Raw genomic sequence first — 24580 nt, forward strand, 5'->3', positions numbered from 1 at the left:
GGAAGACGCTCTCCCACGTCGAGTTGGCCACCGCCGAGTGGGTCGACTGGTACAACCACCGAAGACTCCACGGTGAGATAAGCCACGTTCCGCCCGTCGAATACGAAGCCAACTACTACACCGAACTCACGAAACCCCAGGTCACAACCACAGTCTGAGATCTCTATGGAACCCGGGGCGGTTCATGATGGCGGATGTACACGGGTTTGGGAGGCGCCCAGATCCACGGTCGGGTGATGTTCACGAGTCTTGTCAGCACCGAGGTACTTGCCAGGACAGCATCGGGGTGTTTCCGGTGAAAGGTCCTGGTCATGCCGCAGATGTCGAAGGTCGAGCTGTACGCGGCGATCCGGCGGGACCACCGGGCCGGCCTGACGATGCGGGAGCTGGAGCGCAAGTACAAGGTCGCCTGGCGGACCGTCCGCAAGGCCCTGGACTCGGCCTGGCCGGAGCCGCGCAAGCCGCTGCCGCCGCGGCCGTCGGCACTGGATCCGTACAAGGCGGTGATCGACGGGATCCTGCGGGCGGACCTGGACGCGCCGCGCAAGCAACGGCACACGGTCACGCGGATCTTCCACCGGCTGGTCGAGGAACATGGCACCGATGTGTCGTATCCGATGGTCAGGCGCTATGTCGCCGACCGGAAGCCGCAGATCGTGGTGGAGGCGGGCAAGGCACCCATCGAGGCGTTCGTCCCGCAGACCCACCCGCCCGGCATGGAGGCGGAGGCCGACTTCGGCGACGTGGCCGTGCGGCTCGCCGGCGAGTTGGTGACCTGCTACCTGTTCTCCTTCCGCCTGTCGTATTCGGGCAAGGCCGTCCACCGGGTCTTCGCCTCGGCCGGCCAGGAAGCCTTCTTCGAGGGCCACGTGCACGCGCTGCGGGTGCTGGGCGGTGTCCCGCGGGGGCCGGGTCCGCTACGACAACCTCAAGGCCGCAGTCGCCCAGGTGCTGGGCCTGAGCCGGGCGAGGGTGGACCCAGCTCGCGGTTGCACCGCTGGCGGACAGCCCGGCCACCCTCCGGCCACGGCCGGAGGAGCCGTGGAGCGGCCACGGGCCCGCAGATGGAGCAGCGCCGCGACGACCGGGCCTCTGCGACCACCTCCGCGCCAACGCACGACCCGCATTCTGCCGGTGATCTTCTTGCCAACGTCGACGCCCTGCCAGCCCGGTGCCGCTCTGGCGCTGCTCGCGCCCTGGCGCCCACCGATCTAAGGATGTCCTGACCAGCTATTTCAACTGAGTCAAAATCGTGTTGGGTGTGGAGACAACCACCGTGTCGACTTTCAAGGCGATGCCCGGAACTTCCAACGTGCCACTCTTCGTGCTGCATGTTGTGGTCAAGCTCGATGTGGTTTGTTCCAGACTCCGCGTCTCACCGTTCACGTCGATGATGTGCTGTAGCGCATCTACGATGCTGGCCTCTACGCGATCTCGCGCTGTGGGCTCCAAGAGACATGCTTCCAATAGTTCACCGGCGCCTCTCAGCGGCGTTCTACGTTCCTGACGGTCGTCGCCATTGAGAAAGGCTAGCGAGGCGTCCGAGAGTGAAAGGACCACTATATATTCCTGAGTGAGTTGTTGCGCTTGATAATTCAGCGGAACTGTGCCGTCCGAATTATCAACCTGGATCACATAACCGGTCTCCTTTGACATGTCGAGCTTATACTCAGCACTCTGGACGCTGACGCGCTGTCGATGAGTCTCCTTGGTGTCACTTGCATGACGCTGCAATTGTGTGCCGACAGCACTGGCAAAGCTGCTACGAACATCCTGGGAGCTACCACGAACATTCAGATCCGCGTCCGCCTTTCCTCCACCCACAGTCACTTTCGCCCTACCTCGGAAGGATGCGTCCATGCTATAGGCGTACTGCTCCTCACTCCCGGACTGGGATTCGTCACTTCGCAGTGCGTCGGAGAACTCTTTCACCGCCTGTGTTGACGAACTTTCCAGGATGTTGGACGATATTTTCTGTTCTATCGTCTCGTTGGTTTTTGTCACTATGTAGAACGTGGTCTTTGTTCTGCCTCCTGTGCTTTGCCCTGCTCCTGCGATTAGTTCACCCGCTCCAACTTTCCCCAGAAATGTGTGGAGCTTGTACTCTTCGACCAGGAAGAGCTGCGGACGCTGCATGAAGCGAGACATGACGGGCCACCGCTCGACAATCGGGGACGGACCTTTGTCGACGCGGTTGCCCTGTAGGTCGAAACGAATGTATTGATCTCCCCGGAAAAAATAGATTTTTCGTGACTCGCTGCCCGTGCCGTAAAATGCGAGATCCACGCCGTCGGCGAATTCCGAAGGCCAGTCGTTCCAGTTGCCCGTGATGGATTGCGGCCCGCCTTCGGCCTGGCTGGTGTTCATGTTGTAGCGGATGTACTGCCCTCCCCTGAACAGCCAGCAGACTCCGTAGTCCTCTCCTATGCCGTGTATTGCCGCATCAATTCCTTCAGTGAAGGGGCTGATAACGCCCGGCCAATCGGCGATCTTGCCATGGGGAACATCGACGCGGTGGTTTGCGAGATCATATCGCAGATACTTTGACCCGAAAAAGAAATAAGCTTTTCCTTCGTACGGGCCAGTGCCCTGTAGTGCGGCGTTTACACCGCTCGCTGCGCTCGCCGGCCAGCCAGGCCAATGCTGGACCGTCCGAAGCCATGGTTCGTACGTGTCCTTGCCGCCCGGCTTTTCGAAGTAAGAAAGATAGCTGTCCCCTTTGAACATCCAGATACGGTCGGAGTACTCTCCTGTTCCCCGTAGTGCTGTATCGAAGGCGCACTTTCGCGTCTGACTAGGTTCTACCCCCTCGGGACGGCCGCCCACCTCTGCATGGAAAGCCGAGAGGGGCAGCTCAAGTGAGATGTAGACCGGCGGAAGTTGGATTGCCCTACCATTCTCCATCGAAGGTGCAATTCTGATGATTCGCTCAGGGGTGGAGGGTGTCAGTGTGTATTGCTCGGCTGTTGACAGTGGCTGTCCGCCCATCAGGAGTCCTCCGTGTTCACTCATGGAAGGAACTCGTGCAGAAATCAACCACGAGACCCCCGTCGGTGCCTGGCGGCAACTCAAGGAGGCGTCAGCGGCCGCGGACCTAAGCTGCTAGCCGGAGCAGTCGTACCCAGTCCGAAAGCAGAGGGCAAGATACCGCCTTCCGCATCCGCCTCCCCTCCCTTTTCGCATCGCCCGATGCCGCGGCTGTCGCATCGAAAATGGCCGGTGTGCCAAGTAGCGATCGAGGAGCACGTGGTCGTCAGCGAAGGTTGGTGACCAGCGAGGGCCGCCAGTTCCGCGTGTCGTTGAATGTCTGACGAGTATCCAACCGTACGGTGACCAGTTCACCGGCGGCTAGTAGTTACCCTCCCTCCCAGTCTCAGTCCGTCCCTATCTGGTTGCAACTCAGGCCGATGGGCCTGTGAGTTGCTCCCGCATTGCCGCCTGAAACGGCCTTCCCTCCTCGAGGGGGAAAGTACCGGCGAACGTCCCCAGTCGCATACGACTTCTTGCACCATCGCGTACGAATGTCGGTGCTCAGCCGTCCGTTCGAACCGTGTCGGGGCCTGTGGCGGGGGCCGGGACGGAGGCCAGGCGCTGGCTATTGCCGAGCTTCTTCTTCAGCGCGAGGTTCTCGTGGTAGAGGTTCGCGGTCACCGTCGCGAGTGCGTCGAGCTTGCCCAGGACCTCGGTGACCTGAGCCTTGGCCTTCCGCAGCTGCTTGCGGAGCTCTGCGATCGTCTCGTCCCGCTGCACCTCGCCGGGGGTGCGGAGGACCGGGCGGGCGACCTTGGCGTCCCACTCGGCCAGGACCTCCTGGGCCCGGTGGACGGTTGCGTGGCTGACCTTCGCCTCCCGGGCGAGGTTCTCCTTGGTCAGGGCCCCGTCGGTGTGCAGGGGCTCACCGGCCAGCAGCCGGGCCATGGCCTGTCCGCGCGCAGCCGCACGAGCCGGCCGAGTGTTCCGGTGCCGCCCCCGCAGACCGGCCCGACGGCGGGCCGCAGCTTCGCCTCGGTGGCGGCGGACACCGGCATCAGAGATCGCCTCCGTTTTCCTTGAATGTCCGGGTGATCAGCCTGACGTCCGTCAGTCGCTGTTCCAGGGACTCCCGGCGAGGGGGCGCCAGATGCTTCTCCGCGAGGGTGGTAACCAGGTCTTTCTCCTCGGCCAGCCAGATCGGCGCGTGATCGCGGGTGATGGCCGAGTTGCGGCGCTTGGCGGGCTGGCAAGCTCCCAGCAGCGGCCCTTGGCCGCGCTGGGCCTCGGGGAGCCCTTCTTGGCATTCGGCCTGACGGGCGTCGAATAGGCAGTGGTTGAGTGTGCCCCAGTGCAGTTCGGGGAACTGCGAGTGCAGCAAGGTGGCCATCATCGTTTCGTCCGCGAGCTGGGCCCGAAGCTGCGGATCGGCCTCAATCGTGGTGAGGACTTGGTCCAGCCCGGCGTGTAGGCGGGCCGCCCCGGGGCCGACAGCGACCGTCTCGCCGCGGTGCCGGTCCTTGAGCAGGCTCACTAGCTTGCGGGCGGCCGCCAACTCCAGTTCCCGGTCGAACTCCTTGGCCCAGCCGGCATCCATCTGCCCATAGGCCGGGGTGGACCGGTTCGACACCGCTCGGCGGGCCGCATGCTTGAGCTGGAGACCGAGCGCGATCTCCGCGTCCGGCTCGCGGCCGGCGATCAAGGCCATGGTGCGGCGGAACATGTGCGGCCTGACGTGGGCGGGTGGAATCGCCTCAAGGCCCAGCTGCCCACAGGTGGTGTTGATCCGCTCGATGAAGTAGTCGAAGTCGGAGGCCGCGTTGATCCCGCGGCGCCCGTGCCGTCGCTTGCCCGCCTGCCGTCTTGGGCGGGACGATCGAGGCGAAGACGTGGGTGGGGTGCCACGACAGCCGCTCGGCGACCGCGATGGCCTCGGCGACTGGATCGATGATCCACCAGTGCTGGTGGGAGCGAGCCGGGTCGTTCTTGACCTTCCGGGACGTCACCGCGGGCGAGCCGAAGAAGGTGGCCACCGCGTCCCGTTCTATCTCCTGGATCTCGCTGTCGCGCATCGCGCTGAGGGCGACGATGAACACGTAGCAGGCCGCGCGGACCATCCGCAGTTCGACGTCCAACTCGTCCAGGGTGATGCCGTTCCGCCAGGGGCCCGTGGTGCCGTCGGCTCGGGTGACCTCGGCGAACCCGGGGCAGGGGTGGCGGCGGGCCCGGTAGCCGGTGCCGTTGATGATTTCGACCTGGCCGCGCGCGACGGCCTCCTCGATCCACTGCCGACGCCGCTGGCTCGAGGACGGCGGCGACCTTGCGCATCCTGCGGATGGCGTGGATGCAGTGCCGCAGCCCTGCGGCGGTGGAGTCGGCGGACTGGTGGTCGAGGAAGTCCTGCCAGTCCTGCGGATCCCATCTGCCCAAGTCATCGGGCAAGTTTTGTTCTTTGCCCCACGTGATGACGTCGACGATGTTCCAGATCGTCTGCCGCAGCGTGCTGATCTCCGCGGGCTCTGCGGGAAGGAACACCGCGCGGTCGCGAAGGGCCTTGTGGGTGGGGTTGAGCTGGGCGAAGACCATCTCCCGCAGCCGCAGGTTGGTCAGGTCTGTGCCCGCGTCCTCGAGGGGGAACATGAGCGTGTGCTCGGTCACCGGCCGGTTGCTGGGACGCCGGATGCGGGTGGCCGGCCATGCCTTGCGTTCCCCAAACAGCGGGACGCGGCGGTTCTGCGGACGGTTGTCGCGTGTTGCCGCTTGGTCGATGACGGTACCAGGGCGCGCGGGAGAGCCTGCGCCGCATGTGTTCGGACCGAGAACGTTTCCTGATAGCCGGCAAGGGGAAGCGGGGAGCAGGCGGACGCCACTCAGATAGCTGCCCGGAAGCCGGGGCGCGACCGCCCGCCTCATGCGCTGGCTGCAGCACCCTGGCTCATCGCCTGAACGGTGTCGTCCAGGACGTTCCTTCGTGGCTGCGGGCCCCGTTATTCCGGGGACTGGAGTTCCCAATTTCATCATTTCGGCTGCGCGCCAAACCGGTTACCTATTTGCTCAATAATCACATGCTTGCCAGGTCGGCTGGCTCGGCTTCGGCGAAGGCGACCACCTCATCGCCTCCCTGCCCACCGCCCAGGCCTCCTTCCGCGAGCGCGACCACCCCGTGGACACCCTGCTGCTCTACGCAGACCTCGACCTCAAGGGCCTGTGCTGCGCCAAGAATGCCAGTGAGCGCGCCCACGCTGTCGGTCTTCCCCCGCTGCAACCCGCCACCGGCCTCTACCAGGCCCTTCTCACCCGCCCACCGCGTGCTCACCCACCCATCCCCGCCGACGACGCGCAAGCCGCGGCCACCTGGCTGCCACCCCACCTCGCCGCTCCCGTCGCACAGTTGCTCACCGATGGCTTGGTCCTGCGCCACGAAGCCCTCCCGCTTCCCCAGCTCCGCTCCCTCCTCATCCCCAACGCGCCGCTGCTGCCCCAGATCCGCGACATGGCGCTGCCCATCACGCCGGTGATCTCGCAGCTCCCATCTCGATCTGCACCGGTACCGAGAGGCCCCAGCACATGAAACCCCGCTACCCCCCGCCATGCCTGCCGGCCCCCAGCACCGACCTGTCCCGCTCCGACGCCCAGACCTGGAGCGACATCTTCATCACGACCATCGACACCGTCCCCGTCGAATGCATCCGGCCGAGCGACACCGACCGGCCCACCTGGTGCATCTACACCCCAGGCAGCTACCGGCCCGAGGACTACCTCGGCACCCTCCACGCCCGCGACACCGACGGCCTCTGGCACGTCCAGGCCACCGGTGAACGCCACGCCTCATTCGCCGACGCCGTCCGTACCCTGCGCCGTCCGCCCACCTGGCCCCGCGAACGCGCCCACGCTACGTGGTGGGCCCGCCGCCTGCTGGCCGACCCGGCCCTGCTCATCATCGACGTCCAGACCACCGGGCTCACCAACCCCTTCGTCGCCCAGATCGCCGCGGTCGATGGCAGCGGGACGCTCATTCTGAACGAACTCCTCAACCCCCAGGCGGCATTCGAACCCGGAGCCAGCGCCCTGCACGGCCTCACCGAGGAAAGCACCCGTAACGCAGCCACCTTCAACGACCTGCTGCCCGTGCTCGCCGAGCTCTTCCACGGGCGCCACCTCGTCGCCTACACCACCTTCGACCACGCCGTCATCGCCCGCGAGCTGCACCGCCACCTCAGCGAGCCTGTCCGTGTCAGGGCATGGCTGAACAGCAGCCACTGGCACGACGCCATACCGCCCATCTCCACCTGGACCGGCCTGTGGTCCACCCGGTACCAGGCATACCGTCACGTCAAGCTCGGCAGCCACTACGAAGCCGCCGCCAACTGCCACCTCCTGCTGCGCCGCCTCCAACAACTCGCCAACCACCAAACGGAGACCTGCCCCGATGCCCGGCCCTGACCTGCCGCCCGAGCCGGCGGTCCAGCGCGTTGTGCAGCGAGATCAGCATCCGCAGGGCCATGGAATGTCGGAGCATCTTCGGGGTCGCGAAGACCTCGAGGTCCTGTGCGCCTTTGTCCTGCGCCGTGAGTGGAGATCCCGCGCCGAGAGCGGACCAGGCCGCATGTGTGGACGATCGCGTTATTCCCCACCTCGACGGTCACGTAATTCCCCAGTGCCTTGGGCAGTGGGGACGCCGGAGGCCGAGTTGCGGGTCCGGTGCAGACAGGCCAGGGCGGGATGTCTAGGCTGACTGGGTGAAGCGGGACTTGATCGCCGCCTTCAGCGGTGCTGCTCGGCGACGGATGACTGACGCTGGATGGCGCAAGCGAGCGGGTGACATCTACTCGCTGGAGCTTGGCAACGGCTTCCATGCCCGGCTCGGGCTCAATCGCGCGTCAAAGCACGTCCCGTTGAAGATCAACCCCGTCGTGGGCCTTCGATATCACCCCGTCGAACAGCTGGTGGCAGAGCTCCTCGGCGAACCGATGGGTTTCTCGGCGACGATCGCGCGGCCCGTCGGATACCTGACGCCGAGCCGTAGCTTCCTGCAGCTGCAGCTGCAGCTGCAGGTGGCGGCGGAGGCCGACGCCGAGCCCGTCGCGGAAGAACTTGTGGCCCTCGTGAACGACTATGGGCTGCCGTTCGCACGACGCCATGCGGATCCCGACGCGTTGGCCGCCATGATCGTAGCGGGCGGAAACGTGCCCAACCCGGACCGGGCACGACTCCTCCTTCCGGCCCTGCAGTTCCTGCAGGGCCGGAAGGAGGAGGCCCGCGCCAGCGTGGCAGTTGGGCTCGATCACTTCCCAGACAGTTGCGCTGGCCCAGCGAGCGCGGAGTATCACCGCTTCGCTGCGGGCTTCACCGCTCGCGCGGGGCGGGCCTCCGAGCTCAGCTGACCGGAGATTTTTCCGGCTTGTCGGCCGGGTTCCGGGGGCGCTTGTTGGGGCGGTAGCTGGGGCCGTTCATGATCACCTGGTGGCTGGCGTTGATCAGTCGGTCCAGCAGTGACTCGGCGACGACGGGGTTGGGGAAGAGGGGATACCAGTCGCTGGGTGCCCGGTTGCTGGTGATGATCAGAGAGGGAGACGGTTCGGGCGTTGGGCGCGTAGATCACGCGGATCTGGTCCATGGTGGCTGTGTGCACGAGATCGGGGTTCTGGCACAGATCTTGGGGAGCGGTCGCGGAGGGTTACCTTGGTGTTCGATTGCGAGGGGGTGGATTCTCGTGAGACCGCGTACGCCTTGCCGTCTGCCGACCGAGAGTGACGCTCCATCAGGTCTTGGACCGTCTCTGCCGTGGTCGGCTATGGCCGGTGACGGTACTGGTCATGCAGACCGACATGCTGTTCTGGGACTCTCTCGTGTTCGACGGAATCGACGACGTGGACGTCGACGCGGCGACAGCCGCCTTCGGCACGGTCGAGGTGACGGCGCGAGGCCGGGCGGCCGCGGCGACATGCCCCGAGTGCGTCCACCTATCGGGCCGGGTGCACGACTCCTACCAACGCAGGCTGAAAGATCTTCCGCTCGGCGGGCAGAGCGTCATGATCCGGCTGACGGTCCGGCGCTTCATCTGCGATGCGGGCGACTGCTCGCGTCGTACCTTCGCGGAGCCGTTCGCCCAGCTGACCCGCCCGTACGCGCGCTTCACCACGCGCCTCAATCACCTCTTGGAACGGGTCGGGCTCGCGCTCGCCGGACGGGCCGGCGCCCGCCTGGCGAGCCAGCTGGGCATTAGCGCGGGACGGATGACCTTGCTCCGCAGGATCGTGGCGCTGCCGGACCCGCTGTCCAGCACGCCGCGCGTGCTGGGCGTGGACGACTTCGCGACCCGCCGGGGGCAGAGCTACTCCACCGTCTTGACCTGCGGAGAAACCCATCGTGTGGTCGATGTGCTCCCGACCCGCACGGCCGGACCGCTGGCCGCCTGGCTCACCGCCCACCCCGGCGTGGAGATCATCTGCCGGGACCGGGCCGGCGCCTACGCCGAAGGCGCCCGGCTCGGCGCCCCCGACGCTCTCCAGGTCGCCGACCGGTTCCACCTGTGGCAGGGCCTGGGCCGGGCCGTGGAGACCTGCGTCGCCGCCCACCGCGAGTGCCTGCGCACCATGATGTCGGACGAGCCGCCTTCCAGCATCCCGCAGGCGGCCCCGGCGCCCCTCCGCCCGGAACCAGCCGGCCGACGGGCCCAGCGCAAGCAGGCCGCGCACGCCCTGGTCCACGAACTCCTCGCCCAAGGCCGCTCCCGCCGGGCGATCGCCCGGCACCTGGGTTGGGGCCTCAACACCGTGCTGCGCTACGCCAGCGCCGCGCGCTGGCAGGACACCCTCCGCGACAACCGGCCCCGCCCCAGTCGTCTGGACCCCCACAAGCCCCACCTGGACCGCCGGTTCGCCGAGGGCTGCACGAGCGTCACCCAGCTCCACCGTGAGCTGGTCGCCCAGGGCGCCCCGGTCACCTACGGCATGGTCCGCGCCTACATCGCCACCCTGCGCACTGTTCCGCCGGACGCGCCGCCCCCGCCGCCGTCCGTGCGGAAGGTGACCGGCTGGCTCACCCGTCACCCCCTCTCCCTCAGCGAGGAGGACCGAGCGGGTTTGAAGGACGTCTGGCCCGCTGCCCCGAACTGGACACCGCCGCCGGCATATCCGCGACTTCGGCGAGATCCTCACCGACCGCCTCGGTGTCACCCTCCCTGCCTGGATCGACGCCGTCGACGCCAGTCAGCTGCCCGGCCTCACCGGCTTCGCCCTCCACCTGCACCGCGACTTCGACGCCGTGACCGCCGGACTCACCCTGGACTGGAGCTCTGGTGCCACCGAAGGTGCCGTGAACCGCATCAAGAAGATCAAAAGGCAGCTCTACGGCCGAGCTGGATTCGAACTACTCCGCAAGATGATCCTGCTTCAGTGACCGCCGGTGACGGCTCCCAGCGATCACTGCCAGTGCCCGCTGACGGGGTCTTTCCAGGCTGTGGCCACGGCTCGATGCGGGCGCCTGAACGGTGTCTGCGGCAGCTGCGAGACGTGCCGTTGAGCGAGCACGAGGAATAGAGCAGGGTTGCCGTCCCTCCAACGAAAAGCTTTGCGCGTGCCGTCGTCCGGATGATGGGGTGGCACGGTGACCAACCACGATGATGCGGCGGCTGTCCGACCGTTGACACTGGCTTGGGTGAGCCGGCATCTGGAGGTCGGCGAACGGATCGTGAGAACCGAGGCGATGCACGGCGGCATCACTGCCGAATTGCGGAGGCTGACCGTCAGCAGGCGGGACGGAGGCACCCGTGACCTGGTGCTGCGGACCTTCGTCAACGTGGAACACGCCGAGGACTGGCTGAACAGGGAGGCTGGCGCCCTGTCCCTGCTCACGGGGACCGGCGTGCCGGCGCCTGGACTGGTCGCGGTTGATCCGACCGCCGCGCATTGCGAGTATCCCTCGCTTCTTATGACACATCTGGCAGGCCGGACGGTCCTCGACGATGAAGGATTGGAGACGCGCGTTCCTCTGCCGGCCCGTCAACTCGTGGCGATCCACGCGTTGCGACCCGCCGAGCGGCCCCGGGAGTATGTGGCGTTGACGACCGCCGACACCGTCGTGACTCCGAAGGGCGCCGACGCGGCGGCATGGGCCGCGGCGATCGACGTGATCCGCAGGCCCGCGCCGCCCTATGAAGGGCGATTCCTGCACCGGGACTTCCAACCCGGCAACGTGCTGTTCGACGTGCCGCCCCCAGGGCCGGCAGGTGCCCGGATCACCGGCGTCGTCGACTGGGCAGCGACCTCCTGGGGCCCGGCAGACCTCGATGTCGCGCACTGCTCCACCAATCTCGCGCTGCTATACGGCCCGGAGTGGGGTCTGCGGTTCGCTGAGGCGTATGAGCAGGCCGGCGGGGTGCTGGCCGCGGCCGCGAGCGAGCGGCTGTACTGGCAGGTGCGGGACGCGCTGGCGTGCTCAGAAGAAGTACAGCAGGTGGCGCAGCCATGGCGGGAGGCAGGGAGGACCGACCTGGCGACGCGAGCCGTGGAGGAGCGACTGGATGCCTATGTCACCGCCCTGATGGACGCGCTGGGCTGAGCCAAGGCAGTCCGGGGCGCGGGCACGGCGGCGAACCGCCCTTGCCTGTGCCCTACCTCGATTCAAACAGCGGCATCACCCGCCGTGACCACTCCCCGTGATCTGTGACAGACCCGAGAATTGATGTCACTCAGAGGCCGTTGAGGGCCGAGTCGGCGAAGGGACGGGGCGTTGATGATCAACCTCTCGGACCGGGGCGTTTCCGATGGAAGCGAGGAGGAGCAGGTGCAGCTGCGCAACGTCACACCGGACGACGTCGATGCCTATATCCGGATGCGGTGCGATCCCGTGATGATGGCTGACCTGGGTGGGCCTCTCCCGCGTGCGGGGATGGCGGACAAGGTCCGTCGGGATGCCCAGCAGGCAGCAGACGACCTCGCATGGTTCAAGTTGATCGTTCCCGATGCGATCAGCCCGGACGTGGTGGCTGGGACGGTGACTATCTGGTCCCACGACACCGGCGACGGGCCGATGTCCGAGATCGGTTGGATGGTGCTGCCTGAATTTCAAGGACAGGGCCTCGGTAAATGCGCCGTTCGCACCCTTCTGGAGCAGGCCAGGGACCAGGGCCGTTGGGGCCTGGTGCATGCCTTTCCGGCAAGAAACAACGCGGCCTCGAACGGCATCTGCCGTTCCGTCGGGTTCCGCCTCCTCTCCCAGGTCGAGACGGTCTTCGCAGGACGAGTTCTCAAGACCAACCACTGGGTCATAGACCCGGGGAAGGACTTGCGCTGACGCCAGCGATCCCCGGGGCTAATCGGTACGGGTCGGCGGGACCGGGTCACCATCCGACTCAGCGAGCTTGCGGGCCTCCAACGCGACCGCGTCCGAGGTCAGCGCCCCGGCCCGATAGGCAGCGGCCAGGCCGGCCACGACCTGCTCATGGTCCATGTGCCGGGCCAGCAGCAGCACCTCGATCAACGCGCGAGTGCCGGCCGCGTCTCCGTGGGCAGACTTCGCCGCGGCCCACCACTTGTCGTGGACAGGGGTGAAACGGCCCGCAGAGCGGGCCTGCTCCAGCGCGGTCGACCCGGGAAAGGCGCCCGGCTTGCGCAGCAGTGCCTCCAAGTAGTGGTCCAGGACCAGGCGGGAACCGTGCCGGCCGCCGAGGCGCTCATGCCGGGTGACGACGTGGCGGCTGTCGTAGACGATGAGGTCGTTGGCGTGCAGCAACACCCGCAGCTGGCGGCCGATGAAACGAACCGGCACCGAGTAGGCATTGCCGCGGACGCTGATCTGACTGAACCGGTTGACCCGCGGCGTGAACCAGCGGCCCGTCTCGAACGGCTCCATCGGCAGCGGTCGCAGCAGGTGCTGTTCCTGCGCGAAGTACTCACCGACGGTGCGCGTGCGGCCCCGCAGCCTGCGGCCCTCGTCGTCCTGATCCCACCGGTCGACCATCGCGTTCAGCTCCGTCAGCGAAGCGACTTCGGGACGGGGACGAAGTGATTGCGGCGGAAGTAGCCGATCTGCCCCTCGACACCACCCTTCTCGTGGGCGCCCTCGATACCGGGCCGGCAGTAGAACGGCTCGATGCCCCAGTGCGAGCGGAACGCCGTCCAGCGGTCCGTCTCCACCCGGCCCCGATAGAAGCCCAGCACCCGCTCGACCGCGGCCCGCAGATTGTCATAGCGGATGTGTCTGTGCGGGACACCTCCCAGCACCCGGAAGGCGTGGACGTGGCCCTCGAAGAACGCCTCCTGGCCAGCGGTGGAAAACACCCGGTGCACGGCCTTGCCGGAATACGACATGACGCCGTGTGAACGCTCACGTAATTCCCCAGGGCTGAGTTCACGTAATTCCCCAGCCCCGGGGACGGTGACGGCTACTTGATCTTGAGGTCGTCCGGCTTGCTGGTGGGGTTCTTGGGGCGCTTGTTCGGGCGGTAGCTGGGACCGTTCATGATCACCTGGTGGCTGGTGTTGATGAGCCGGTCAAGGAGGGACTCGGCGACGACGGGGTTGGGGAAGAGGGGATACCAGTCGCTGGGCGCCCGGTTGCTGGTGATAATCAGAGACCTTCCCTGCCGCTCGGAGACGAGTTCGTAGAGGTCGTCGGCCTGGGTGGCGTTCAGCTGGCGCATCGCGAAGTCGTCGAGGATGAGGACGTCGGGGCGGACCAGTTCGCGGATCCGTTTCTCCCAGGTGCGGTCCGCGTGGCCGCCGGCGAGGTCTGCAAGGATGCGGCTGGTCTTGGCGAAGCGGACGTGGGCGCCCTGGCGGACGGCGAGGTGGCCGAGGGCCTGGGCGACGTGGGTCTTGCCGACGCCGACCGGGCCGAAGAGGATGACCGACTCGCCGGCATGCAGCCAGCGGAGGGCTCCGAGGTCTCGGATCTGGGCTGCGGGCAGTTTCGAAGAGGCAGTGAAGTCGAACTCCTCCAGGGTGACCTGCTGCTCGAACTTCGCCCGCAGCAGCCGACGTTGGAAGGCGACGGTCTCGCGGCGGGTGATCTCGTCCTGGCAGAGGACCTGGAGGAAGTCGAGGTGGCCGAGTTCGCCGCCGTGAGCCTGGGCGAGGCGGGCGTCGAGGGTTTCGAGCATGCCGGACAGTCGCAGGGCCTTGAGTGACTCCCGCAGGGCGGCGTCCATCACGGTCATCGGGCTTCCACCTCGGCTTCGTCGTGGACCCGGTCTTCGCGGTCGTCGTCCGTCACGCCGGGGGGCGCGACGGCGGCGAAGAGTCGGGCCGGGCCGTGAAGGAAGGCCGCGGCCCCGGCGTCTCCGCTGGTCTCGGGCTCGGGGTCGGTCTCGGTGCCGGCGATGAGGATGCCCTTGATGGTGCGGTAGGAGGGGTCGCCGACCGCGATGGCCCTGGCGCAGGCGGCTTCCAGCCGCGTCTCGCCGTACTTCTTCCGCAGACCGAGAACCCCCTGGGCGGCGCGGAGCCGATAGAGGACGTTGATTTCCAGCAGCTGGTCGATGACCTCGCGGCAGGCGTCGCCGATCTCGGATGCCTGGCTGCGGCACCAGACCGGCGTGCGCATCTGGAAGGCGATCTTCTCCGGCGGATAGTCGCTCTTGTCTGTGCGTTTTCCCTGGTCGAGGGCAGTGTGGGTCTTGACGAGCTGGCCGTCGTGGAAGACCTGGACCATGGTGGAGGTGGAGCGGACGTCAACCTTGCGGCCGATCAGCTTCCACGGCACCGAGTAGAGGGTGCGGCCGGCCTTAATGTGGATGTCCGGGCCGACCGTGGCCGTCGACCAGCGGGCGAGCACGAACGGAGTCGGCGGCAGCGGCAGCAGTTCGGCAGCCTCCAGTGCTTCGAACACGGTCATCGGGGCGGCCCCGCCCAGCGGCCGACACTTTCGCCGCCCGGCGACCTGCTGGCTCCAGGTCACGGCCTCGGCCTGCATGTGCTCGATCGAAGTGAACTCGCGTCCCCGCCAGAACGAGTCGCGGACATAGGGCATCGGCCGTTCGACCCGCGGCTTGTCCTTCGGCTTCGCTGCCCGGGCCGGATCGACCAACGCTCCGTAGTGCGTTGCGAGTTCGGCATATGCCTTGTTGATCTTCGGGTCGTAGAGGTCGGGCTTGTCGACGCCGGTCTTGAGGTTGTCCGGGACGAGCCGGCGCGGGACGCCGCCGAAGTAGCGGAAGGCCGCGACGTGCGCTTCCGTCCACGCATGCTGGTCCAGGTGCAGCACCGGCCGGACGAACATGTGCCGCGAGCACGGCAGCACCATCACGAACGCCCAGACCCGGTGGCGTTTCCCGGTCCGCGGATTGATCCACTGCCCGAGGAAACCGTAGTCGATCTGGGCCTCCGAGCCGGGCTCGATCTCGTCACGCAACACGGTGACCTGCGACTTCGTCACCTCATCCGGCAGCGTCGCATGGATCCAACGACGGAACGAGGAGATCGACACCTGCAGCTTGCGCTCATCACGAAGCCGCTGATGGATCGTCGAGACCGTCACTGTCCCGAGCAGGCTCTGGATGTAGTCGCGGTGCTGGTCGATCTCCGGCCAGGTCACCTGCCTCAGCCGTCTGTCGATGAGCCCGGGGAACCACTCCTTGATCAGCTTCGACCAGTCCGCCTCGCTCATTGGCGGCCCGCCCGGGCTGATCCCGGATGCCTCCGCCGGGGCCAAGTACTTCCTGACCGTCTTGCGGTCCACCCCCAGCGACGCGGCCAGCTCGCTCTTCGAGCGGCCCGCGTACCAGTGCACGTAGATCTCGGTGATGTCGACCACGACGAACGTTCTCCTCGCCATCCGGGCTGCCCATCGGCCATCCGAACCAAGGGACGAGGGGCATGAGCAGCTCCGCGACGACCAGGTCCCTCGATCCCGACCTCCGCGCTACCCATGGCCAATGCGGAGAATTCAGGATGATTGATTCATGATGCCCAAACCGCCCAAGTTGGGGAAAATGATCCGGCAGCGACGTCGCCTGTCAGCACCTCCTGACAGGATGCGCGGATGACCTCAACTGGCCACTCGCTCACCGACAATGACGCTCAGCCGCGTGCCCGCCTTCTGGAGCTGGTCGGCGCCATCGAACCCTGGGACAGCCTGGAGCGCACCCACCTGAAGACCGCCGCGCAGTGGATCTCCAGCGGAGCCCCGGTCTACCGAGTGCACAAGCCGGATGTTCCCGCGATGCACTTGGTGAGCTACTTCGTCGTCCTCGACGACACGCGCGGTCAGCTGTTGCTCGTAGCGCACCGTAAGGCGGGCCTGTGGTTGCCGGCAGGCGGACACGTCGAGCCGGGTGAGGACCCGTGGGCCGCAGTGGTCCGCGAATGTCGTGAGGAGCTGGGCATTCACGCCACGGCATCGCCGATCACCGGCGAGCTCCCCCTCTTCCTCACCGTCACCGAAACGCGGGGGCAGGGCGCACACACTGACGTCTCGCTGTGGTACCTCCTCACCGCCGACGCTGACACCATCACCTCCTACGACCAGGACGAGTTCAACGCGATCCGGTGGCTAACTGACGAGCAGGTGCTCGAGGAGTCGGACGAGCTGCTCGACCCCCACATGCACCGCTTCACCCACAAGCTGCAGCACGCCCGGGCCGGGAGGCCAGCCGAGAACGACACCAGCACCGCTCACGTTCACCGTCCCCATGGGGAGTCCTGACCGCGAGGGTGGGGAATTACGTGACGCTCAGGCCGTCGGAAGTGGGGAATTGCGTGAGCGTCGACACGCCGTCACGCCTCCGGCTGCAAAGGCTCCACCTGGCGCAGGCAGTACACGCACCTGGACTCCGAGTCGACGCGGCCCATGCACCGCCGACAGTCCCCGCGTTCACGCACAGGCCCCCGGCCGTCCGCGCAGCCGGGGCAGGTCATCACCGGCTGCCGAAAGCCGAAGCTGACCACCCACCCGTCGCCTTGGGCAGCGTCGCGCGCCAGCTGCGAGACCTCGGAGGCGGAGCGAGCGTCCTCGTCGTCGCCAGTCTCCACCGCCAGGTAGACGGCGAAGCAGTCGTCGGTGTCGCACACGACAGCCACTCCTGTAGGCATCTGCTTTCCTCCCCAACTCGGCACTCCGGGCGATGACTTCAGCCGCGCTGTGCTCTCCGGTCTTGCCCTGCATGACCATCCTGCGGCAGAGCAGTGCCTGCGAACCGCGAATCCGCAGAGGCTCATCGAGCGAGGTCAGCCCCCACCCCTTGCAGTGCAGCCCTCTTGACGCTGATCGACGGGCGGGCGGATCGTGGCCGTTCGCGTCACGCTCCACCCCGAAAGGGGCCCGCATGTCACAGTCCTCCATCTGGCGCTACGTAGTGCGCTCCGACGGCTCTTTTCTTCCGCACCATCAATGCTGACGGTCACCTCGATGACGTCAGCGACGAAGAACTCCTCCGCCTGAGTCCCACCGCGAACCGAGACGATCGGCCGTTGCGGCCGTGCTCCCGCTGCGGAGGCGACCTCCTGCTGCAGTGGAACGGCCCATGGGGGACCGGCGTGTGGATGGAGCTCTGCCCGGCCTGCGACGCCGACCGCCCGGCTGCCAGCGCTTTCATCTGCTGGCACCGTGACCCCGACCGCGACCCGAAGGCGCTGCCCCAGCTGTTCGAGGACTGGGAGACCGAGACCATGTACGCCCACGGCCGGTCCCGCGCTCCTCAGCCCGAAGCGTCACCCAGCCCACCGGCCCCTGCGCCTCGTACCGCGAGGGAGAGGCTGAGTCCGCTACGAGAAATCCGGCCAGGACTGTCAGTGGCTCAGGGCAGACTGGTCGGATGCAGCTCACTCAGGTGCGAAGCCGCCTCTTTCGTAACATCGTTGACAGTGGCGATGTCGATATCTCGCCAGACGTCACGGCACTGGTCGGCAAGAACGAGAGCGGAAAGACAGCGCTGCTCTCTGCGATCTACCGCTTCAACCCCGTGTACTCGGAGGACTCCTTCGCCCTCGGGCAGGACTATCCGCGGTGGCGGAAGGTCAAGGACACGCGCTCGGGACAGATCAATAATGCCAAGCCGATCACCTGCACGTTCGCGCTGGACGACGAGGACTTGAAGGCAGTCGCCGACGTACTCGGGCCCGATGTGGTCAAGGGGCGCTCGTACTCACGCTCCATCCCCTACGAGGGGCGACACACGGTCACCTTGACCGTTGACGAGGGCGCTGCTCTGGAGAACCTCTACAACGACGAGGAAGTACCGCCGGCGCTGCGCAGCGTCCTCGGATCCCAGAGTCTTGCTGCGGCCCTGGAACAGGCCGATGGCCTGGAGGCCACTGAAGGCTCCGATTACACCGCCGCAGACGTCGACCTCTTCACCAGGGCGGCGCGCCAGCGGCTGGACGACAGCGCGAGCGCCTGGCAACGGGCCGTACGCATTCTGCGCGAGCGCGAGCCGAAGTTCTTCTACTTCAGCAACTACCAGAACCTTCCCGGCCGGATCGCCCTGACGGACCTCAACGGACAGGAGGAAGAGCCCGGTGCCTCCTCCTTGCAGACTGCCCGAGCCTTGCTGGAACTCGCCAGCACCACCGCCGGAGCGCTGTCGGCCGAAGACTTCGAAGAGCGCAAGGCCGAGCTCGAAGCGGTAAGCAACGACATCACGCAGCAGGTCTTCGAGTACTGGAAGCAGAACCCGGACCTGTCGGTGGAGATCGACCTGGACAAGACCACCGTCCACTACCCGAACGGACAGCAGGCCGTCGCCAGCCACCTCGACATCCGTGTGAGGGACCGCCGCCACGGCTTCACCAACAACTTTTCTGCCCGCTCCACGGGCTTCCAGTGGTTCTTCAGCTTCCTCGCAGCCTTCTCCGAGTTCGAGAACTACCCGCACGGCGTCGTCGTCCTGCTGGACGAACCGGGACTGAGCCTTCACGGCCGCGCCCAGGCCGACTTCCTGCGCTTCATCAACGAGCGCCTCGCTCCCGTCGCGCAGGTCATCTACACCACCCACTCACCGTTCATGGTCGAAACGGCCCGGCTCGACCGCGTCAGGATCGTCGAAGACCGCGGGCCCGACACCGGCGCTGTCGTCACCGACGAAGTCCTCTCCGTCACCGACGACTCGCTCTTCCCACTCCAAGCCGCCCTTGGCTACGACATCGCCCAGAACTTTTCGTGGGCCCCGACAACCTCCTGGTCGAAGGAACCAGCGACTACACCTACCTCACCCTGATCAGCGATTTCCTCAAAGAGGCGGGCCGCACTCACCTCGATGACCGCTGGCGCATCCTGCCCGCTGGCGGCGCCACGAACATCCCCGCCTTCGTCGCCCTCATCGGCACCAGCCTCCAGGCCACCGTCCTCATCGACAGCACCCCGGCCGGAGTCGCCAAGCTCAAGACCCTGACCAACAAGGGCCTGCTCTCCCCGAAGCGACTCCTGCTCACAGACGCGTTCAGCGACGGTGTCAAGGACAGCGACATCGAAGACCTGTTCTCCCCCGGCGACTACCTCAAGCTGTACAACGCAGCCTTCGGTACCAAACTCAAGGTCAGCGACCTCAACGGCAACGACCGCATCATCGCCCGCATCACCCGGGCAACCGGATCTTCGTTCACCGAACACGGTCGCCCCGCCGACGCCCTACTTCGCAAGCGGGACAGCCTCCTCCCCGGACTCTCCGAGACGACCCTGAGCCGCTTCGAGCAACTTTTCACCGCCATTAACAGCACCCTCGCCTGACCTTGTGAGGGCACAAGCAGCGGCCGGCCTCCATCTCAGGACGGTGGCCGGGCCGCTGCTCTGCTCACTGCCTACGCCGCCCACTCCAGCCCGAGGGCGGCCAGCGCAGCTGTCCAGGAGCGGTAGGGCGGCGACCTCCACCACGGCCAGGCCCGGCCGTGCCATGTGTGCCTCGCTGATCGATCTCATACGCGCTGTCACGCGACGCTGTGCGTCGGCAGTTCGCTAGGCATCGGCTTGTCACCCGATCGGGTCGCCCACGCGATCAGGACGGGTGCTGATAGCGCACGGTCGGCCCCCACTGCTCCGTGGCCTGATCGAAGCGAGTCGAGCGGACGATCGGCTGGTGCGTGAACGCCGTCGCAACGTATGCGTTGCTGTGTATCCGCGGTGAGCTTCTCGCGTTTCGTCGCGCCAGCACGCCCTCAACCGGACCTCGTTCGCGCCGGTTGTCAGTGCCTGCTGGGACAGTAGTGAACATGACTGATTTTTCTCTTCATCTCCTGGGTTCTCAACGGCAGGTCCGCGCGGATGAGCTTCCGCCTGCGACCTCCGCCCACACAGGACGGCAGCTGCGACGCGTGGAGCTGGAGCTGCGGGTACCGGGCGATCTGCAAGACGACCTCGAAAGCGAGCTCAATGCCGCTGCTGCCCCCGCTGGACAACCCCTTGCGGGAGAGGGCACAACCTGGCTGGTGACCAGCCACAGTTACTCGTACACCGACAACGCGCAGCCACTCGTGTACACCCACCGACTGGAGCTGCAAGAGGTAGAAGCCCTGCAAGCCTCCACTGTGGAGGTCGCAGGGCTCCCGCTCGTACCGATCCAGTACAACGAGGACATCCATGAAGGGGCGCTCCTGGTGTCTCTCGTCACCGACGTCTCCGGCGAAGAAGGCGAGCGCCTGGAGGAGCTCATCGTCACGCAGGAAGACCAGTACGTCGACGTCGTCCGTCGAGGCGTCAGCGAGACCCCCGTCCGCATGCGCTTCGGCCGCTGTCTGTGGCAGCAAGGCGAAGGCGATACTCGACGCCACAATCTGACGCTTGTCGCTGACGAAGGCCAGCCAGATCGTCCCCTCGGCCTCGCGGCGATCAACCAGCCCCAGCTCGGCCGCACCATTGAGAGGACCGTCGCCAATGCCAAGGCGCTCGACCTGCTCGTGGAGCAGCTTCGCTCTCAAGGAGTCCTGACCGAAGAGGTCGCCGCCGACATCAAAGCTGCCGCACTTCCACACGACCTCACGCCCCGCGAAAGCCGCGAGTTCTACCGCACAAACAAGATCGAGGAGTACTGGCGCTGAGCTCCTGCCGGCGGCTAGCGAAGTTGAGTAAGCAGCCGCTGGACCGCCTCAGAGAGCCCCCTTCCGGGCCATCACCGCCGACAGGCGAGAGTCGCCCAGTCCCAGGGCCTACACGCACCCCAGTGCGATGCCGCAGACCCCGGGACAGCGAAGGACCCCGGGCCGCCCAGCGTGCCCGGGGAGCTTCCTACCGGCCTTACGCCGCAGCCAGTTCGTGGAAGGCAGCACCTCTCACCAGTCGTCGGGTGCGCTGCCCACCCACGCGATCGGCTGCCCCTCGCTGTTGTGGCCCCAGTGCGGTTCCTCCATCGAGGTCTCGTGACCGTCGTCCAGGACGCAGATCCGTCCCCAGCGGCCGTGCTTGCCCGGACAGATCCCGGTGAGCCGGGCCGCGTCGCCGTCGCGCACGGCCTGGTCGTAGCGGTCCTGGAAGGGCTGGAGACGGGCGGGCAGCTCCAGGCCGAACCGCGTCTCCGCCTCCTCGATCTGCGCCCTCACAAGCTGCACCTGCGGGTCGGACAGCACGATCGAGACGGCCTTCTCCGCATCCTCGAACGCTTTCCGCCGGACGTGCCGCCGTACAGCTGCCTGCACGCGCTGATCCTCAGCGCTGTTACCGGTCATCACGCTGCCCCCTCCGCTGCCGCCCACTCCAGCCCGAGGTCGGCCAGCGCCTGGAGCTTGTCAGAGGTGAGCTTCGCGCGCCTGCTCTTGCTGTTGCTCAGGAACACCCCGAGCTTGACCTCTGTGCCGTCCTCCAGCCGCTCTACGTGGGCCCTGGGGACCTTCACCGAGCCGGTGCGGGCCTTGTACTGCGCCAGGGCCGCAACGCCCCGCTCGAAGGCGCTCACGGACGCCGTGGACGGCTTCGCGGGCTCCTCCGGGGCCGGGGCAAGCGGCGTGATGCCGAGCTGCTCCAGGCGCTCGCGCTGCCCGTCCGTCAGGGCCTGCCAGACCTCCGGCTTACGCTGCTTGGCCAGCCACTTCCCGATGTCCATTCCGTGGACCGTGACGCCGGGCAGAACATCGGCCTGGTCCTCTTCGCGCAGCAGCTCGCGTACGGCGGCGTAGTGGCGTTGCCAATCCGCCGGCCACGCTGGGTTCCAGTCCGGATCGACCTCGCGTAGTGCCTTCTCCCACTCGGGGTGTCCGTCCAAGGCTCCAGGGCGGCGCAGGTTGGACAGCCACTGCCCCACCGGCCGGTCCAACATCGTCGCCGACCGGGGCGCGCACAGCGTCCAGTGCTGCTCGTAGTACGCCTTGGCGGCTTCGAGGTTCTCCTGGAACCGCTCATCGGCCAGCGACCAGACCATGCCGAGTTTCTCCAGCCGCCGGGCACGCTGGCCGCTCATCTGCCCCGCCCCGTAGGCCCTTCGCTGTTCGGCGACCCACTGCCCAAGGGGATACGGGCCGGGGGCCTCCTTGTGGCCGTACGGCACCCGTGCGTGGCCCTCGCGGTCGACGAACCGCTTCAGCGCCGCCCAGCCGCGAGCCCAGTCCTGCTTCTCCGTGTCGATCACGTTGAACGACACCCACTCCGCGACCATCACCGGATCCCGGGGGGCCGCAAAACGCAGCAGCAGACGAGACTCCTCCTCTCCTTCCTCCGGCGCCGGACCGATATTCACGGACGGCTCGACCGCGTTCTTCTGCGGTTCCTGCGGAATGGCGAGCAATTCCACGGCCTCTTCATCGTGAGCCCGAAGACCGGCAAGAACCTTCACCAAAGGCCGATACGAAGCCGAGGTGAACAAATCCTCCGGCTTTTCATCGGGCTGCAAGAATACCGGCACGATCAAAGACGCCAACTTGCCTTGCCCCGGCTTCTGTCGCAACGCCCGCCCGATCGCCTGGACGATGTCGTGCGGCGCTCCCTTCGGGTCCAGCAGGGCCACGGAATCCACGGCGCGGATGTCCACGCCCTCGCCCAGCACGCGGCAGTTGGACAGCACGGCCCGCCGCGTGGTGGAGCCGAAGTCATCCAGCACCTTCCGCCGGCGCTCCGGGGCGTGCTCGCCGCACAGCCAGTCGGCCCAGATCCGCTTCGGGTACTTCTCCGGCTGGTCCGCGTGCAGCTTCCCGGCGACGCGCTCCAGCCCCTCGGCGTAGGCCTCTGCCTCTATCGTGCGGTGGTGGAAGGTGATGCACGTGCTGAGGTCGTAGTCCGCCATGGTCCGCAGCAGCGCAGCCTGCAGGGCTCCGAGCCGCTGGCCGCGGACTTCCTCGGTGCGCCGTTCCTCGCTCATGAGCCGCTCGGGGGTGATGACCGGGTCCTGGAGCTCCAGCACGATGATCTGGTAGCGGGCCAGCAGGCCGCGTGAGACGGCCGACGCCAGGGACAGCTTGTACAGCACCGGCCCGAAGACGGACTCGTCGTCCATGGAGGCCGCCATCTCCTCCGGCAGCGGGTCCCGCACCCCTTCGGCGACTTCCCAGTTGGGCCGCTCCTGCCAGATCCGCGGCGTCGCCGTCAGGTACAGCCGCCGGTACGCGGGGATGATCGTCTGGTCGTGGATGGCCGCCCACGCCTTACCCATCGAGCCACTTGTCCTGTGGGCCTCATCAACTACCGCGAGGTCCATTGGATCAAGTTGCTGGCCGTAGGCACCCTCGAAAGCCTCCGCCAGCACCCCCAGCGACGCGTAGGTGGCGTAGATGGTCACCGGCCCCTGCCCGTGCCACAGGGCCAGCTGCACGGGGTTCGTGGTGGAGCGCACCTTCAGGTTCCACAGCTCCGGGTCGTCCTGGAGCGAGCACACGGCAACCGCCGGCCCCGTGTGCCCGGCCGCATGCCACGCCTGAACCGTCTGGGACAGCAAATCCAGCGTCGGCACCAAAACGAGGATGCGCCCCTTGGGAGCAATCCGCTTTGCCGACGCGGCAGCAATGATGGTCTTCCCCGTCCCGCACGCGGCGTGCACCTGCCCGCGCAGGCCATCCACCGGAATACCGCCCGGCGGAACATCGAGGCCGCGCACAATGGCACTCACGGCCTCGACCTGATGGTCACGCAGTTTTACTGCCATTCCCTTAGCTCTCCTTTTCACGGAACGTGGCGGGCTGTCAGAAAGGGGAGTCCCGGAGCGGTGAAGTGGCTCGGGGGATGTGCTGTCTGATCCCAAACTCTACACAGTGCATCATCGTGATGCAGCACTCTTGCGCCAACTTCCCCAACTTCCCCACCAGGTTGATACGTGACCGGATCCTGCGCCCGTGGTGGCGTGTTGTGGGGTATGCTGGCGGGGCAAGGTGAACAGTCCGGTTTGGTTGTGGGTGTTGGGGAGGGTTCGGGTGGAGCGCAGCGGAGCCCGATTCTGTGGTGGGGGTCCCGGGGTTCCCCTGGCTGGAGGGTTCGTCAACTCCCGCCGTGGGGTGGTGGGCTGGATTCCCAGGGGCTACACAGGTACGCGCGTGATGCACTCACCCTCCTCGCTGCCCGGCGAAGCCGGTTGGGCGGGAGCGCAGCGGACGCCCCATCAATTCCCGCGCAGCGGAAATTGATTCGCTTCCCGGATTGGAGCGCAGCGGAAATCCGGGATTCCCGCAAAGCGGGAATTAGAAAGGCGCGCAGCGCCTTTCAAGGGCTCGCGCAGCGAGCCCAGTTGATCCCACGCGAAGCGTGGGATAACCCGCTCCGCGGG

The 24580-nt window shown here is 66.7% G+C and carries 24 protein-coding genes and 2 pseudogenes; 12 read left to right on the forward strand and 14 right to left on the reverse strand.

Going from position 1 to position 24580, the window contains the following annotated elements; genetic code table 11:
* Positions 1–158 (forward strand): integrase core domain-containing protein (locus ACYVMZ_RS37570; protein ID WP_461087552.1); only part of this gene is annotated, 158 nt, incomplete at its 5' end.
* 153 nt (positions 159–311) lie between these two features.
* Entirely contained in the window at positions 312–1226 is a 915-nt protein-coding gene (locus ACYVMZ_RS37575; protein ID WP_461087508.1) for a transposase, read from the forward strand.
* 4 nt (positions 1227–1230) lie between these two features.
* On the opposite strand, the gene ACYVMZ_RS37580 is transcribed toward ACYVMZ_RS37575, so the two are convergent.
* The 5 genes from ACYVMZ_RS37580 to ACYVMZ_RS37600 form a co-directional block, all read right to left on the reverse strand.
* Positions 1231–2727 (reverse strand): hemopexin repeat-containing protein, encoded by a 1497-nt coding sequence (locus ACYVMZ_RS37580; RefSeq protein ID WP_461087511.1) that lies wholly within the window; start codon positions 2725–2727, stop codon positions 1231–1233.
* Positions 2728–3531: 804 nt separating this feature from the next.
* On the reverse strand, positions 3532–3918 hold the full coding sequence (locus ACYVMZ_RS37585; RefSeq protein ID WP_461087513.1) for a hypothetical protein: 387 nt from the start codon (positions 3916–3918) through the stop codon (positions 3532–3534).
* 109 nt (positions 3919–4027) lie between these two features.
* On the reverse strand, positions 4028–4678 hold the full coding sequence (locus ACYVMZ_RS37590) for a hypothetical protein (protein WP_461087515.1): 651 nt from the start codon (positions 4676–4678) through the stop codon (positions 4028–4030).
* Between the two features lie 46 nt (positions 4679–4724).
* The gene (locus ACYVMZ_RS37595) at positions 4725–5405 is read right to left on the reverse strand and encodes a hypothetical protein (protein ID WP_461087517.1); all 681 of its coding nucleotides are present in this window, start codon (positions 5403–5405) and stop codon (positions 4725–4727) included.
* A 626-nt stretch (positions 5406–6031) separates the two neighbouring features.
* Positions 6032–6391: a hypothetical protein gene (locus ACYVMZ_RS37600; protein WP_461087519.1), complete on the reverse strand. Its 360-nt coding sequence runs from the start codon at positions 6389–6391 to the stop codon at positions 6032–6034.
* A gap of 146 nt (positions 6392–6537) precedes the next feature.
* On the opposite strand from ACYVMZ_RS37600, the gene ACYVMZ_RS37605 reads away from it, so the two are divergent.
* Positions 6538–7413, forward strand: coding sequence for a 3'-5' exonuclease (locus tag ACYVMZ_RS37605; RefSeq protein WP_461087521.1), 876 nt, complete (start codon positions 6538–6540; stop codon positions 7411–7413).
* Between the two features lie 296 nt (positions 7414–7709).
* Complete coding sequence (locus ACYVMZ_RS37610) at positions 7710–8354, forward strand: hypothetical protein (protein ID WP_461087523.1); 645 nt, start codon at positions 7710–7712, stop codon at positions 8352–8354.
* On the opposite strand, the pseudogene ACYVMZ_RS37615 reads toward ACYVMZ_RS37610, so the two are convergent.
* Positions 8347–8538 (reverse strand): annotated as a pseudogene (locus ACYVMZ_RS37615) (ATP-binding protein); the annotation flags it as partial. The gene ACYVMZ_RS37610 and the pseudogene ACYVMZ_RS37615 overlap by 8 nt on opposite strands.
* A gap of 248 nt (positions 8539–8786) precedes the next feature.
* On the opposite strand from ACYVMZ_RS37615, the gene ACYVMZ_RS37620 reads away from it, so the two are divergent.
* The 3 genes from ACYVMZ_RS37620 to ACYVMZ_RS37630 all read left to right on the forward strand — a co-directional run bounded on the left by ACYVMZ_RS37620 (position 8787) and on the right by ACYVMZ_RS37630 (position 12267).
* Positions 8787–10511 (forward strand): ISL3 family transposase, encoded by a 1725-nt coding sequence (locus tag ACYVMZ_RS37620; RefSeq protein ID WP_461087525.1) that lies wholly within the window; start codon positions 8787–8789, stop codon positions 10509–10511.
* Positions 10512–10629: 118 nt separating this feature from the next.
* Positions 10630–11532: a phosphotransferase family protein gene (locus tag ACYVMZ_RS37625; RefSeq protein WP_461087527.1), complete on the forward strand. Its 903-nt coding sequence runs from the start codon at positions 10630–10632 to the stop codon at positions 11530–11532.
* 225 nt (positions 11533–11757) lie between these two features.
* Positions 11758–12267, forward strand: a complete 510-nt coding sequence (locus ACYVMZ_RS37630; RefSeq protein WP_461087554.1) for a GNAT family N-acetyltransferase — start codon at positions 11758–11760, stop codon at positions 12265–12267.
* A gap of 18 nt (positions 12268–12285) precedes the next feature.
* Here the strand turns inward: ACYVMZ_RS37630 and ACYVMZ_RS37635 are convergent, their stop codons facing one another.
* From ACYVMZ_RS37635 to istA, 4 genes are all read right to left on the reverse strand, one after another.
* A complete protein-coding gene (locus ACYVMZ_RS37635; protein WP_461087529.1) occupies positions 12286–12933 on the reverse strand; it encodes a Mu transposase domain-containing protein in 648 nt (215 codons plus the stop codon).
* A 14-nt stretch (positions 12934–12947) separates the two neighbouring features.
* Positions 12948–13283, reverse strand: coding sequence for a hypothetical protein (locus ACYVMZ_RS37640; protein ID WP_461087531.1), 336 nt, complete (start codon positions 13281–13283; stop codon positions 12948–12950).
* A gap of 74 nt (positions 13284–13357) precedes the next feature.
* Entirely contained in the window at positions 13358–14131 is a 774-nt protein-coding gene (istB, locus tag ACYVMZ_RS37645; RefSeq protein ID WP_461087533.1) for an IS21-like element helper ATPase IstB, read from the reverse strand.
* Positions 14128–15726: an IS21 family transposase gene (gene istA, locus ACYVMZ_RS37650; protein WP_461087535.1), complete on the reverse strand. Its 1599-nt coding sequence runs from the start codon at positions 15724–15726 to the stop codon at positions 14128–14130. Before istA ends, istB begins: the two co-directional genes overlap by 4 nt.
* A gap of 228 nt (positions 15727–15954) precedes the next feature.
* Here istA and ACYVMZ_RS37655 point away from each other — a divergent pair, with 228 nt between their 5' ends.
* Complete coding sequence (locus tag ACYVMZ_RS37655; RefSeq protein WP_461087537.1) at positions 15955–16617, forward strand: NUDIX hydrolase; 663 nt, start codon at positions 15955–15957, stop codon at positions 16615–16617.
* Positions 16618–16688: 71 nt separating this feature from the next.
* Here ACYVMZ_RS37655 and ACYVMZ_RS37660 read toward each other — a convergent pair whose 3' ends face one another.
* Complete coding sequence (locus ACYVMZ_RS37660; protein ID WP_359513318.1) at positions 16689–17003, reverse strand: hypothetical protein; 315 nt, start codon at positions 17001–17003, stop codon at positions 16689–16691.
* A 345-nt stretch (positions 17004–17348) separates the two neighbouring features.
* On the opposite strand from ACYVMZ_RS37660, the pseudogene ACYVMZ_RS37665 reads away from it, so the two are divergent.
* From ACYVMZ_RS37665 to ACYVMZ_RS37675, 3 genes and pseudogenes are all read left to right on the forward strand, one after another.
* Positions 17349–17567 (forward strand): annotated as a pseudogene (locus ACYVMZ_RS37665) (DUF6300 family protein); the annotation flags it as partial.
* Positions 17568–17725: 158 nt separating this feature from the next.
* Positions 17726–19126, forward strand: a complete 1401-nt coding sequence (locus ACYVMZ_RS37670; protein ID WP_461087540.1) for an AAA family ATPase — start codon at positions 17726–17728, stop codon at positions 19124–19126.
* On the forward strand, positions 19069–19635 hold the full coding sequence (locus ACYVMZ_RS37675; RefSeq protein ID WP_461087542.1) for a hypothetical protein: 567 nt from the start codon (positions 19069–19071) through the stop codon (positions 19633–19635). Before ACYVMZ_RS37670 ends, ACYVMZ_RS37675 begins: the two co-directional genes overlap by 58 nt.
* On the opposite strand, the gene ACYVMZ_RS37680 is transcribed toward ACYVMZ_RS37675, so the two are convergent.
* Positions 19537–19824: a DUF6207 family protein gene (locus ACYVMZ_RS37680; RefSeq protein WP_461087544.1), complete on the reverse strand. Its 288-nt coding sequence runs from the start codon at positions 19822–19824 to the stop codon at positions 19537–19539. The genes ACYVMZ_RS37675 and ACYVMZ_RS37680 overlap by 99 nt on opposite strands.
* Before the next feature lie 392 nt (positions 19825–20216).
* Between ACYVMZ_RS37680 and ACYVMZ_RS37685 the strand changes: the two genes are divergently transcribed.
* A complete protein-coding gene (locus tag ACYVMZ_RS37685) occupies positions 20217–20939 on the forward strand; it encodes a hypothetical protein (RefSeq protein WP_461087546.1) in 723 nt (240 codons plus the stop codon).
* A gap of 231 nt (positions 20940–21170) precedes the next feature.
* On the opposite strand, the gene ACYVMZ_RS37690 is transcribed toward ACYVMZ_RS37685, so the two are convergent.
* Both ACYVMZ_RS37690 and ACYVMZ_RS37695 read right to left on the reverse strand, forming a co-directional pair.
* Positions 21171–21533, reverse strand: a complete 363-nt coding sequence (locus tag ACYVMZ_RS37690; protein ID WP_461087548.1) for a hypothetical protein — start codon at positions 21531–21533, stop codon at positions 21171–21173.
* Positions 21534–21562: 29 nt separating this feature from the next.
* On the reverse strand, positions 21563–23965 hold the full coding sequence (locus tag ACYVMZ_RS37695; RefSeq protein ID WP_461087550.1) for a helicase associated domain-containing protein: 2403 nt from the start codon (positions 23963–23965) through the stop codon (positions 21563–21565).
* Positions 23966–24580 lie beyond the last annotated feature (615 nt).

Source organism: Streptomyces deserti (assembly GCF_054782695.1).

Bases quoted from the DNA above. Each gene is read 5' to 3' on its own strand.
- ACYVMZ_RS37575 (WP_461087508.1), top strand. From the start codon at position 312: ATGCCGCAGATGTCGAAGGTCGAGCTGTACGCGGCGATCCGGCGGGAC.
- ACYVMZ_RS37580 (WP_461087511.1), bottom strand. From the start codon at position 2,727: ATGTTCAAAGGGGACAGCTATCTTTCTTACTTCGAAAAGCCGGGCGGC.
- ACYVMZ_RS37585 (WP_461087513.1), bottom strand. From the start codon at position 3,918: ATGGCCCGGCTGCTGGCCGGTGAGCCCCTGCACACCGACGGGGCCCTG.
- ACYVMZ_RS37590 (WP_461087515.1), bottom strand. From the start codon at position 4,678: ATGGCCTTGATCGCCGGCCGCGAGCCGGACGCGGAGATCGCGCTCGGT.
- ACYVMZ_RS37595 (WP_461087517.1), bottom strand. From the start codon at position 5,405: ATGACTTGGGCAGATGGGATCCGCAGGACTGGCAGGACTTCCTCGACC.
- ACYVMZ_RS37605 (WP_461087521.1), top strand. From the start codon at position 6,538: ATGAAACCCCGCTACCCCCCGCCATGCCTGCCGGCCCCCAGCACCGAC.
- ACYVMZ_RS37620 (WP_461087525.1), top strand. From the start codon at position 8,787: ATGCAGACCGACATGCTGTTCTGGGACTCTCTCGTGTTCGACGGAATC.
- ACYVMZ_RS37635 (WP_461087529.1), bottom strand. From the start codon at position 12,933: ATGGTCGACCGGTGGGATCAGGACGACGAGGGCCGCAGGCTGCGGGGC.
- ACYVMZ_RS37640 (WP_461087531.1), bottom strand. From the start codon at position 13,283: ATGTCGTATTCCGGCAAGGCCGTGCACCGGGTGTTTTCCACCGCTGGC.
- istB (WP_461087533.1), bottom strand. From the start codon at position 14,131: ATGACCGTGATGGACGCCGCCCTGCGGGAGTCACTCAAGGCCCTGCGA.
- ACYVMZ_RS37655 (WP_461087537.1), top strand. From the start codon at position 15,955: ATGACCTCAACTGGCCACTCGCTCACCGACAATGACGCTCAGCCGCGT.
- ACYVMZ_RS37660 (WP_359513318.1), bottom strand. From the start codon at position 17,003: ATGCCTACAGGAGTGGCTGTCGTGTGCGACACCGACGACTGCTTCGCC.
- ACYVMZ_RS37670 (WP_461087540.1), top strand. From the start codon at position 17,726: ATGCAGCTCACTCAGGTGCGAAGCCGCCTCTTTCGTAACATCGTTGAC.
- ACYVMZ_RS37680 (WP_461087544.1), bottom strand. From the start codon at position 19,824: ATGAGATCGATCAGCGAGGCACACATGGCACGGCCGGGCCTGGCCGTG.
- ACYVMZ_RS37695 (WP_461087550.1), bottom strand. From the start codon at position 23,965: ATGGCAGTAAAACTGCGTGACCATCAGGTCGAGGCCGTGAGTGCCATT.